This window comes from Streptococcus pseudopneumoniae, from assembly GCF_001074975.1.
Lineage (GTDB): Bacteria > Bacillota > Bacilli > Lactobacillales > Streptococcaceae > Streptococcus > Streptococcus pseudopneumoniae_D.
In genome coordinates this window covers 1-12302 of record NZ_JUUO01000138.1, presented here as the reverse complement: position 1 = coordinate 12302, position 12302 = coordinate 1, and the positions used below count along the sequence as shown (strand labels likewise).

The window sequence follows — 12302 nt, the reverse complement described above, 5'->3', positions numbered from 1 at the left end:
ATTTTTTGTATTTCTTCGTTTGTAAGTTTCATAACTACCATTATAAGATGTTTTTTGATTTTAGGCTAGTATGATTTTACTTTTTCAGTGATTTATCCAGTTTTATTTCATTTCCCTATATATCTATAGGGATTTACTCCCTGCAAATAGTAGAGAGCCATTTTTATTATTAGTTAAGTGATATAAAAAATGATATAATTAGTAGTGAAAATTATAAGGGTTAAGTGTATAATACTTTATTATATATAATCCTGTTAGACAATGAATACAAAGAAATTATTCGAAACTCGTTTAAATTGTAATAATTGTATGAGTTTTTAAACTTTTTTCTGAGTATTGAAAATTAGGTTAGAAAGTTAGGAAAATTTATTTATGAGACCATTGATTAGTGTGATTGTTCCAGTATATAATGTAGAACAGTATTTACGACAGTGTATTGAAAGCATTTTAAAACAGTCTTATCGAGAAATAGAAGTGTTGCTGATAAATGATGGTTCAACCGATTCTTCTGGAATAATTTGTCAAGAATTTGCGGAATATGATAACCGATGTCGCTATTTTGAAAAGGAAAATGGAGGTATTTCAGATACGAGAAATTATGGATTAGATCGTTCAGAAGGGGAGTATATTACTTTTGTAGATTCGGATGATTTTTTAATGGATAATGCTATAGAAAAATTATATGCAACAGCACTATTAGGAGACTCAGATCTAGTTGTGGGAGCTTATTGTAGATTTAATGAACCAAATTTTCTCTTATATTCAAAAGAAAATTTACCGAGTTTACCTGTTACTTTTGTGGATAAAAGCTTTGCTATGAATCAAATGGATGAACTTACGGACTTCCAATTTATTATGTATTCAACTGTCTGGGGAAAACTGTACAAGCGTAGTTTATTTGAGGGGATTCGTTTTCCTTATGGGAAATATGCAGAAGATCAGTTTATAACTTGGAAATTATACATGAAGGCTTCTACAATATCTATTTGTAACCATGTTATCTATTCCTATCGTATCAATTATTCAGGCCTAACAAGTAATTTTGATTTGTCTCATCTGGACTACATTGAAGCACTAGAAGAACGGATTGAGAAGACTAGACATTTAGATGGGATTGATATGGGGAAAACTTATAAAATGTATGACTATGTTTTGAGGCGTATGTTGACAGAATTGTCAAATCATGGATATTTGGAAGAGAGACAAAAATTGAAACATAAAATAGAGTCTTTAAAACTAGATCATATCATTAATTAGAGAATTATAAACTTTCCCTGAAGTTAAACAAAGAATTTATCCAAAGAATGTAGTTCTGTATTGCATAGTCCAGCCTCCTATTAATTTGTGATGAGAAAATGGTGATTATGAGATTGATTCAGTGCTATTAATAAGAGTTAAAAATGATTGTTTATTTATTTTGACTGATTGAAGTAGAGGATCTCAAATTATCCGATTGATTTCAAATAAAAGTGTGGAAACGATCAATCAGACTCTGAAATTTATCTTAAGACAACAAGAAATTCTTTGATGAAAAAACAACGATATTCACTTTTATTATCTTATAAGCAGATTTTTTCTGCTTTTTTTGTTATAATAATGACATTGAATTATGTAGGGAAATAACATTTTATACTAAAAACGAGTAGTTCTGTATCATGATTTTTATGTATTATAAAGTAAACTAAAGAAGCGTATATTTTTGAACTTTTTGATGTTTATTTATAGAATGGAAAGAATTATTATGAAAAATTATTTTTCATCCATAGTTATAAAAAAAGGGTTTGTAACTCTTTTCTTAATTTTTATTTATGTTCTGGGTAGTCGATTAACTCTTCCTTTTATCGATTTGAATAGCAGAGATTTTCTTGGGGGTTCGACGGCTTATTTAGCTTTTTCAACCGCAATTACAGGTGGCAATCTACGGAGCTTGTCAATCTTGTCAGTCGGTTTATCCCCTTGGATGTCGTCGATGATTTTATGGCAAATGTTCTCCTTATCTAAGCGTTTGAATCTTGCCTCTGGTTCGGATGAGATTCAGGATAGGAGAAAGATGTCTCTCACCTTAATAATTGCCTTGATTCAATCGCTAGCCTTAGCGGTAAATCTACCGATTAAGTACAACTATAATACATTTTTGGTGCTTGTACTCAACACACTTTTACTAATCGCAGGAACTTTCTTTTTAATCTGGCTATCAGATATTAACTCTACTATGGGGATTGGTGGCTATCTTGCGATCTTATTGACTAGTATGATTCTCTATCTTCCTCAAGATATCATGGAATCAATACAAAAACTCGGAGTTTCTATGTGGATTATTGCAACACTAGGGATAATGGGAATTGTTTTTACCTATCTTATCGCAATTTTTTATCGTGCTCGTTATCGTATTCCGGTTAATAAAATTGGTCTTCAATCTCGCTTTAAGCGTTATTCTTATTTTGAAATAATGCTGAATCCTGCAGGTGGGATGCCTTTCATGTATGTGATGAGTTTAATTAGCTTACCAACTTATCTATTTCTTTTGCTACAATTAGTTGATCCAGGTAACTCAGTTTATCAACACATAAGTTCCCAATATGCAACGGGGAAACCCTTGTGGATTTATACCTATATAGCGACCTTGTTTATATTTAGTATTGCCTTTGCTTTTGTCAATATTAGTGGGGAACGAGTGGCAGAACGGATGAAAAACTCTGGCGAGTACATTTATGGCGTTTATCCAGGTGTGGATACCAGTAATTTTATCAATAATCTAGTCTTCAAGTTTGCTATTGTAGGTGGTATCTTTAATGTTTTATTTGCTGGTCTACCAATGTTGTTTGTTTTAGTTGATGAACAATTATTAAGAGTGAGTATGATTCCAGGTTTGTTTATGATTCTAAGTGGTATGATCTTTAACATTAAAGATGAAATCAAAGCACTGAAATTAAACGAAACTTATAAACCACTGATTTAGGAGAGAGTTATGTATTATTTTATTCCAGCTTGGTATGGTAGTCATCGTCAGTGGCATGCAGATATCATCCCTTGGTATCGGTCTTCTTTTAAGTTGGAGTTTGACGATACCTTCAATCAGATTCGTCTGTTAGATAGACAAGAACTGCCGTCAAGCCTTTTGGTTTTAGCCTATCAACCACATCTTCGCTATTTCTTACATCGTCATAGTGTGTTAGAGGCTGAAGTATATTCTATTTTTGATGAAATGCAAGATATTACGGATATTTCTCCACAAGTACTGAATATCAGAGATATTGAGTGGGATAAGGACTGTGAATTTATGTACAGTCCTTTCGCTATTGTTATCCACAAAGATGGGAAACGCTATGCCCAGATTGAGCATGGTGTAGAAGGTTTTATTAGTGATATTCAGTATTTTGATACTCAAGGTCACATGACCAAACACTATATTATGGATGACCGTGGCTTGGTTTCAAGTGTTATTTATTATCAGGACAATCATCCATCTTGCCAAGACTATCTAAATACTGAGGGAATTTGGCAGTTCAGAGAGTATTTACAAGAGGATGGTAGGGTAGAGATTAATCCTATTTTTGGCTATCGTTTCAACTCTCTCTATTATAGTGATATGGGGCAGTTGGTTGCTGAATTTTTTGAAAAACGAATTGAGAAGATTAAAGAGAGTAGTGATTGGTTTATTGTCCCATCTGACTCTCGTCATAATGATTTTGTTTTAGACTGTTTGCCTGAAGTAAACCCGAAAATCTTGAGTCTTTTCATCGGTCGTAATCCAAAGGAGACTATGAAAGACTTACTTGGACCTATAACTAAAGTTGATTTGGTTTTAGTTGATAGGGAGGATAGCCTTGAGCTTCTACAGAATTTGTACCCAGATAAACAACATCTTTTCAAACATTTATCGCCCTTTGATACTCGTTTGAGATTGGGGGAAAGTCAGACAAAGAAGGAATCCATTATTTATTATCAACTTAATTTTGAAGAAGAAGTGGACAAAGAAGGTCTTTTCCAAATCTTATCCTTCCTTGCAGAGACCAAAGACACTGAGGTGATTTTTGGTGCTTTTGCAGCCAATAACGACCAGATGCAGAGAGTAGCAGAGGCAATCCAAGAAATCATAGATGAAAAATTCTCAGCAGATACTTTTGAGAAAACAGTCGACTATGAAGGAGCTGAAAATCCTTTGAAGGAAAATGCCCAGCAGAAATTCCGTTATAGTCTATTAAATATCAATGATGAATTGGAAATGATGAAGACTTTAGAATATGTTCGATTGATTGTTGATTTAAATCCTCAACCCCACCTATATACTCAAATAGCGGGGATTAGTGCAGGAATTCCTCAGGTGAATCAAGTAGAGACTGCTTATGTCGACCATTTGAAAAATGGCTACCTTCTGTCTACTATCACAGAATTTAAGAAAGCAGCCCATTATTATCTAGATACCCTAAAAGAATGGAATCAGTCTCTAATCTACTCAATTGATAAAATCAAGGAACATACAGGTCAAAAGTTTGTAGAAAAACTAGATCAATGGATAGAGGAGAGTACAAATGTCAAAGGATCTTAAAATCCTACAGATAGGGACAGAAAATTGGAAGCATCGTTATGAGATCCCTAAAAGAATGGAATGGTATTATTTTTATCCTAATTCTCCCAAGGCTCTTAAAGAAACGGTAAAAATGGATGAGATTCGCAAGTTCAATGCCATCCTCATCGAAGATGGCTGTTACTTAGCTGACCTACTACCAATCATTAAAATAATCGAGCCCTATACAATTTTTTATAATCAAGAGTTTCAAACAAACAACCCCCTTATTTTGGATTTAATCAAAAAACGCTGTGCCCAAGCAGTTGACTTTTCAGACCCACAGAAGCTTTTAAAAGATTTATCCACTTCCTTATTTGGTGGTGGGTACGGAGATAAGATGAAACCAGCTACAATAGAGGTTCATCCAAGTTTTAAAGGGGCTGTTTCTTATCAAGGGTTTGAGTATCTACTCTTGGAGGGGGATTTTGGTTCAGAATTTTCTCCAGTAGCTAATTGGAAATACAACTTTGTTTCTTCAACAAAACTTCCAATTGAGTTGTGGCTAGAGTATGAAAAAAGTGAAGGTGTAGAATTTCAGTTTCGGATTCGAAAAATGCCTGAAGGCTCAGTTTCAGAAGTAGTTGAAGACCTAATCTTTACAGAAGAAGACCTGAAAACGGCTCTAATTATGGATCAGGATTACAATTCCTACCTCTGTATGTCTATCGAGGCTCGTGGTTTGGGAATCCTAAAACTGGGAAGTCTACACCAACGTTGGAGTCGGAAGTACTTTGGAAAATTTGTTCTCGGTGGTAATATCTTACATGATAACAAGCGTGATGAGATTAACTATTTCTTCCATCCTGGAGATTTTAAACCACCATTGGCTGTCTACTTTTCAGGATTTCGACCCGCTGAGGGATTTGAAGGATACAGAATGATGCAAAATTTCAAGTGCCCTTTTATCTTGTTCTCTGATCCTCGATTAGAAGGAGGAGCTTTTTACCTAGGTAGTGAGGAACTAGAAGAAAAGATTAAGCAAACCATTCGACACTATCAGGAATACTTGGGTTTTGATAAAAAAGATTTGATTTTATCAGGTTTATCAATGGGAACCTTTCCCGCTCTTTACTATGGTTCATTCTTTGAGCCTAAAGGAATCGTTGTAGGTAAACCCTTAGCAAATTTAGGAACAATCGCAAGACGTGGTAGATTGGAAGCGCCAGGTGTCTTTCCCACGGGATTTGACGTACTTCATCATCAAACTGGAGGAAACAGTCCAGCCCATATGGATGAGCTGGATAACCGTTTTTGGACTGCTTTCAAACAAGCAGATTTTTCTCAAACGACGTTTGGTCTTTCTTACATGAAGGATGAAGATATGGATAGTCATGCCTATGACCAGCTAGTCACTACGCTCTGTCAAACTGGAGCGAAGATTTTGTCAAAAGGAACAGCAGGTCGACACAATGATGATACAGGAACCAACGTTACCTGGTTTATCCATTTTTATAACATGATATTACAAGCAGAATTTGGAAGAGGTGAGACATGATTATAAATCAAAGAGAAGACATACTCTGGGGGGATATGGGAGCAACTTACCTGTATGGGACTCGAGTTCAGTTTTGGGAAGATGGCCATATCAGTCTTTCAAATCCACTACTAGCTCCAGGAGAAGTTCTCAAATCATGGCTTTCAAGCTTGAATTATCAAGGTAGTAGAAGCCAGCCCAGCCTACCTCTCTTAAAAAGAAATCATCGCTATCAATTCACCATGAATATGACTTGTTATCCTGAAAATAGCATTTACATCAAACTAGTTTTCTTGGACCGTTACGAAGAAGTGCTAGAAGAAAAGGTTGAGAGAACCCTATCTTTTTCTTTCGTTTATCCTGAGGATACTTATACTTATAGAGTTTCTCTCATTGCTGCTGGGTTTGAGTCACTCGATTTTTATTCTTTCTCAATTAAGGAGTATGATCGTGTTTAATAGTTTGTATCAAAATAGAAAACTCAGAAAAGTAAGAGCTACTTTAAAAAAGATCAATAGTCTCAAAGACGATATGGCAGCTCTTAGCGATGAAGCCTTGGCAGCAAAAACGGTAGAGTTTCGTAAACGTTTAGCAGAAGGGGAAAGCCTGGATGACTTACTTGTTGAAGCTTTTGCAGTTGTACGTGAAGCCGATAAGCGAATTCTAGGGATGTTTCCCTATGATGTTCAGGTTATGGGAGGCATTGTCATTCACCAAGGAAACGTTGCCGAGATGAATACTGGTGAAGGAAAGACTTTGACTGCAACTATGCCACTTTATCTCAATGCCCTCACTGGTAAAGGTGCCATGTTGATTACGACCAATGAATACCTAGCTAAGCGAGACGCTGAGGAAATGGGGCCGGTCTATCGTTTCTTGGGTTTAAGTCTAGGTCTGCCTTTCACTGATGATCCTAAAGAAGAATTAACAACTGAAGAAAAAAAAGAAATCTATAACTCAGATATTATCTATTTGACCAATAGTGGTCTAGGTTTTGATTATCTAAGTGATAATCTAGCTTCCAGTAGTAAAGAAAAGTTTTTGCGTCCATTTGACTATGTAATCATTGATGAAATTGATGATATTTTACTAGATAGTGCGCAAACACCGCTCATTATTGCGGGTTCTCCTCGTGTTCAGTCCAACTACTATAGCATCATCGATACTTTAGTAACGACTATGGTTGAAAATGAAGACTATATCTTTAAAGAAGAAAAAGAAGAGATATGGTTGACTACAAAAGGTGCTAAAACTGCTGAAAGATTCCTAGGAATTGATAATTTATATAAGGAAGAATACGCAACTTACGTGCGACATTTAGTCTATTCTTTGAGAGCGCATAAGTTGTTTACGAGAGATAAGGAGTATATCATTCGGGATGATGAGATGGTTCTCCTAGACAAAGGAACTGGTCGTTTGATGGAAATGACCAAGTTACAAGGTGGTCTCCATCAGGCCATCGAAACCAAAGAGCATGTGAAACTCTCTCCTGAAACACGGGCAATGGCATCTATCACCTATCAAAGTCTTTTCAAAATGTTTAATAAGATATCAGGAATGACTGGGACTGGGAAGGTTGCAGAAAAGGAATTTTTAGAAACCTATAATATGTCTGTTATCCGAATCCCGACCAACCGTCCCTTGCTCAGAAAAGACTATCCAGACAATCTTTATGTAACACTACCAGAAAAGGTTTATGCCTCACTTGAATGTATTAAGGAATACCATTTCAAAGGAAACCCGCTGCTAGTCTTTGTCGGGTCTGTTGAGATGTCACATCTCTATTCGTCCCTACTTTTGCGAGAAGGAATCGCCCATAACGTCTTGAATGCCAATAATGCTGCGCGTGAGGCTCAAATTGTCTCAGAATCAGGTCAGATGGGGGCTGTGACTGTTGCGACTTCCATGGCAGGACGAGGAACAGACATTAAACTTGGACCTGGTGTTGCAGAACTTGGTGGCCTAGTAGTCATCGGTACAGAACGAATGGAAAGCCAGCGAATCGATCTACAAATCAGAGGACGCTCGGGTAGACAAGGAGATCCAGGTCTGTCGAAGTTTTTTGTATCATTAGAAGATGATGTTATTAAGAAGTTCGGTCCATCCTGGGTTCACAGGATGTACAAGGAGTACAGTGTTGCAGATATTACTCAACCACAAGTTCTTGAGGGGAGAAAATATCATAGACTGGTTGAGAAAGCTCAAAATGCAAGTGATAGTGCTAGTCGTGCAAATAGACGACGAACACTCGAATATGCTGAGAGTATGAATATCCAACGTGATCTCATCTATAAGGAAAGAAATCGTTTAATAAATGGTGAGAGGGATCTTCGAGATGTATTATCTGAGATGATTGACGAGTATATTGAAACTATTTTATCTGAAAATATAAAAACTAGAGAAGAATTATTCCACTATCTTGTCACAAATATCAGTTTTAATATCAGGGAATTACCTCTTGATCTAGTCATTGAAGATGAACAAGAGTTGAGAAATTTCTTGATTCAGATCATCAACAATGAGTTAAATGATAAGAAGACCTTGTTAGAACCTCATGATTTATATGACCATTTTTTGAGAATTTCCATGCTTAAAGCCATTGATGATAACTGGGTGGAACAGGTGGACTACCTGCAACAGTTGATGATGGCAATTGGCGGGCAAACAGCCAGTCAAACGAATCCTATCGTAGAATATTACCGAGAAGCCTATATGGGATTTGAAACTATGAAAGAGCAGATTCGTTCAGATATGGTACGGAATATCTTGATGGGCTTGGTACAGATGGGACCTAAGGGCGAAATAGTCACTCATTTTCCATAAAAAGGGGATAATATGACAATTTACAATATAAATTTAGGAATTGGTTGGGCCAGCAGTGGTGTTGAATATGCCCAAGCTTATCGTGCGGGTATTTTTCGCAGCCTGAATCTGCCGTCGAAGTTTATCTTTACAGATATGATTTTAGCCGATAATATTCAGCATTTGACAGCTAACATTGGTTTTAAGGATGAAGAAGTTATTTGGTTATATAATTATTTTACAGATATCAACATTGCACCGACCAGCGTGACGGTAGATGATGTGTTAGTTTATTTCGAAGGCGTAGAGAGCCTTCGTGAAAGAAATGGGAAAATTGAACGAATCTTCTTCTCAGATGAAGACAAGTTTATCACTTGTTATCTAGTAGATGAGGAAAAAGATTTAGTCCAATACGTAGAGTATGTATATGCCGGTAATTTGGTTCGCAAAGATTACTTCTCTTACACACGTTATTGCACAGAATATTTTGCTCCTAAAGACAATGTAGCGACACTCTACCAAAGAACCTTCTACAATGAAGATGGGACTCCGACTTATGAGATGTTCATGAATCAAGGGAGCGAGGAAGTCTACCGTTTTAAGGACCGAATCTTATACGGGAAGCCGGCCTTGATCCGTTACTTCTTGCAGACTCTTCAGTTAAGCAAATCAGATCTAGTGATTTTAGATCGTGAGACAGGCATTGGGCAGGTTGTTTTTGAGGAAGCACAAGCGGCGCATCTAGCGGTAGTTGTTCATGCGGAGCATTATAGTGAAAATGCGACCAATGAGGATTATATCCTTTGGAACAACTATTATGACTACCAATTTACTAATGCAGATAAGGTTGACTTCTTTATCGTATCAACTGACAGACAAAATGAAGTGTTGCATGACCAATTTACTAAATACACCCAGCACCAACCAAAGATTGTTACCATTCCTGTAGGTAGTATTGATTCCTTGACTGAGTCAAGTCAAGGGCGCAAACCATTTTCATTGATTACGGCTTCACGTCTTGCCAAAGAAAAACACATTGATTGGCTCGTGAAGGCTGTTATTGAGGCTCATAAGGAATTGTCAGAATTAACCTTTGATATCTACGGTAGTGGTGGCGAAGAAGGACGTCTTCGTGAGATTATCACTGCAGGTCAGGCAGAAGAGTATATTAAACTCAAGGGCCATGCCGAACTTTCCCAAATCTATTCACAGTATGAAGTTTATCTAACTGCTTCTACAAGCGAAGGCTTTGGTTTAACACTCATGGAAGCAATTGGCTCAGGTTTACCATTGATTGGTTTTGATGTTCCCTATGGAAATCAAACCTTCATCGAAGATGGCGAAAATGGCTACTTGATTCCGTGCTCATCTGATCATGTCGAAGATGAAATCAAGAAAGCTTACGCAGAAAAGATTTGCCAACTGTATTTGGAAAATCGTTTGGAAGGCATGAGAGAAAAGTCCTACCAGATAGCTGAGAAATTCTTGACTCAAGAGATTTTGAATAAATGGGAAAAAACAATCAAGGAGGTAGTGGATGATTCAGTTATTTGATGTATACAATCAAGAAAGCCAAGATTTGCACTATAGTCTGACTGAAGCAGGCCTGTCTGATTTGGCTGTGGTTATTGAGCCAGATGGATTTTTACCAGATGGAGTTGTCTCTCCCTTCACCTATTATTTGGGTTATGACAGTGGTAAACCCTTATATTTTAATCAAGTTCCTGTACCAGACTTTTGGGAGATTGCTGGAAATAATCAATTTGGGACTATCAATGACCTTAATCAAGAACGAGCAGTGATTCATTTTGCAGATGGATTACAGGCTCGCTTGGTAAAAAAAGTCGAATGGAAAACACCAGCAGGTCGGATCTTTCAAGTAGATCACTACAATCGTTTTGGAGCTTGCTTTGCTAAGACCACCTTTGATGCTTCTGGTCAAGCTATCATGACTTCCTATCGGGACGTAGATCGCAAGGAAGTTGTTTTGGAAAACCATGTCACAGGTGATATTCTTTTGACCTTGGAAGGGCAAGGCTTGCGCCATTTTTCTGGTCGAGTAGCCTTTATCATAGACTTCTTACAAGGTTTGAATTTGAATCTTGACCACATTCTCTTTAATAGCCTATCTACTTCGTTTTTGACTTCCTTCCATTTTCCAGAAAAATCAGGTCAGGATATCCTGGTTTGGCAAGAACCAGTACATGATGATATTCCAGGAAATATGCAACTGATTTTGGAGAATGATCAGCTTCGAGCTAAGACCATTATCATTCCAGATTATGCGACTTATGAACGCGCTCTGCAATTGACGGATGAGAAATTCCATCATAAGTTTAGTCATCTAGGATATCATTATCACTTTAAGCGTGATAATTTTGTTCGGCCTGATGCCCTGATAGTGACCAATTCGGATCAACTAGAGCAAGTCGAAAAATTGGTGGAAAGTTTGCCAAGTGTTACTTTCCGAATCGCGGCAGTGACAGAGATGTCTTCTAAGCTCTTAGATATGCTTCGCTATCCTAATGTGGTACTTTACCAGAACGCTAGTCCACAGAAGATTCAGGAGCTCTATCAATTGTCGGATATTTATTTGGATATAAACCATAGCAATGAGTTATTGCAGGCGGTGCGTCAGGCCTTTGAGCACAATCTCTTGATTCTTGGATTTAATCAGACAGTGCACAATAGACTTTATATCGCTCCAGATTATCTATTTGAAAGTAGTGAAGCTTCTGCTTTGATTGAGACCATTAAACTGGCTCTTTCAGATGTTGAACAAATGCGTCAGGCACTTGGCAAACAAGGCCAACATGCAAATTATGTTGATTTGGTGAGATATCAGGAAACCATGCAAACTGTTTTAGGAGGCTAATATGTCAGATGAAGATTTATTTTACAAAGACGTTGAAGGTCGCATGGAAGAGTTGAAACAAAAACCTATCAAGAAGGAAAAAGAAACGCGAGGGGAAAAGATTAGTAAAACTTTTTCACTCTTATTGGGTTTGATGATTCTGATTGGTTTGCTCTTTACTTTGCTAGGAATTTTGAGGTAGGCCTATGATTGACATACTGATTGTTTTAGCTATCGTCCTATCTCTCGCTTTAATTGTACTGGTGACCATACAACCTAGACAAAATCAATTATTTTCTATGGATGCGACAAGTAATATTGGTAAACCAAGCTATTGGCAAAGTAACACCTTGGTCAAGGTTCTCACTTTATTGGTGAGTTTGGCCTTATTCGTTCTATTATTAACCTTTATGGTGATAACTTATACTCAATGAAAATCAAAGAGCAAACTAGGAAGCTAGCCGTAGGCAGTACTTGAGTACGGCAAGGCGAAGCTGACGTGGTTTAAAGAGATTTTCGAAGAGTATTACAAATATAGCAAAATGAACCAAAAATAGTACACAATGTGGTATAATCTTCTTATGGCATATTCAATAGATTTT

10 protein-coding genes are annotated in these 12302 nt (G+C 36.9%); all 10 read left to right on the top strand.

Annotated elements, in window-relative coordinates; genetic code table 11:
- Positions 1-372: 372 nt before the first annotated feature.
- The 10 genes from ADI86_RS10220 (at position 373) to asp5 (ending at position 12134) form a co-directional block, all read left to right on the top strand.
- Positions 373-1257, top strand: coding sequence for a glycosyltransferase family 2 protein (locus tag ADI86_RS10220; protein WP_049532922.1), 885 nt, complete (start codon positions 373-375; stop codon positions 1255-1257).
- Between the two features lie 484 nt (positions 1258-1741).
- The gene (secY2, locus tag ADI86_RS10215) at positions 1742-2959 is read left to right on the top strand and encodes an accessory Sec system protein translocase subunit SecY2 (protein ID WP_049532921.1); all 1218 of its coding nucleotides are present in this window, start codon (positions 1742-1744) and stop codon (positions 2957-2959) included.
- A gap of 9 nt (positions 2960-2968) precedes the next feature.
- On the top strand, positions 2969-4549 hold the full coding sequence (asp1, locus tag ADI86_RS10210; RefSeq protein ID WP_049532920.1) for an accessory Sec system protein Asp1: 1581 nt from the start codon (positions 2969-2971) through the stop codon (positions 4547-4549).
- Complete coding sequence (asp2, locus tag ADI86_RS10205; RefSeq protein WP_049532919.1) at positions 4533-6065, top strand: accessory Sec system protein Asp2; 1533 nt, start codon at positions 4533-4535, stop codon at positions 6063-6065. Before asp1 ends, asp2 begins: the two co-directional genes overlap by 17 nt.
- Entirely contained in the window at positions 6062-6502 is a 441-nt protein-coding gene (gene asp3 / locus ADI86_RS10200) for an accessory Sec system protein Asp3 (protein ID WP_049532918.1), read from the top strand. The genes asp2 and asp3 overlap by 4 nt, the downstream gene beginning before the upstream one ends.
- Entirely contained in the window at positions 6489-8867 is a 2379-nt protein-coding gene (secA2, locus tag ADI86_RS10195) for an accessory Sec system translocase SecA2 (protein ID WP_162838035.1), read from the top strand. The genes asp3 and secA2 overlap by 14 nt, the downstream gene beginning before the upstream one ends.
- A 12-nt stretch (positions 8868-8879) precedes the next feature.
- Positions 8880-10400, top strand: coding sequence for an accessory Sec system glycosyltransferase GtfA (gene gtfA / locus ADI86_RS10190; protein WP_049532916.1), 1521 nt, complete (start codon positions 8880-8882; stop codon positions 10398-10400).
- Positions 10384-11721, top strand: a complete 1338-nt coding sequence (gtfB, locus tag ADI86_RS10185; RefSeq protein WP_049532915.1) for an accessory Sec system glycosylation chaperone GtfB — start codon at positions 10384-10386, stop codon at positions 11719-11721. The genes gtfA and gtfB overlap by 17 nt, the downstream gene beginning before the upstream one ends.
- 1 nt (position 11722) lies before the next feature.
- Complete coding sequence (gene asp4, locus ADI86_RS10180; RefSeq protein ID WP_001278708.1) at positions 11723-11902, top strand: accessory Sec system protein Asp4; 180 nt, start codon at positions 11723-11725, stop codon at positions 11900-11902.
- Between the two features lie 4 nt (positions 11903-11906).
- On the top strand, positions 11907-12134 hold the full coding sequence (asp5, locus tag ADI86_RS10175; RefSeq protein WP_049532914.1) for an accessory Sec system protein Asp5: 228 nt from the start codon (positions 11907-11909) through the stop codon (positions 12132-12134).
- Positions 12135-12302: the final 168 nt, after the last annotated feature.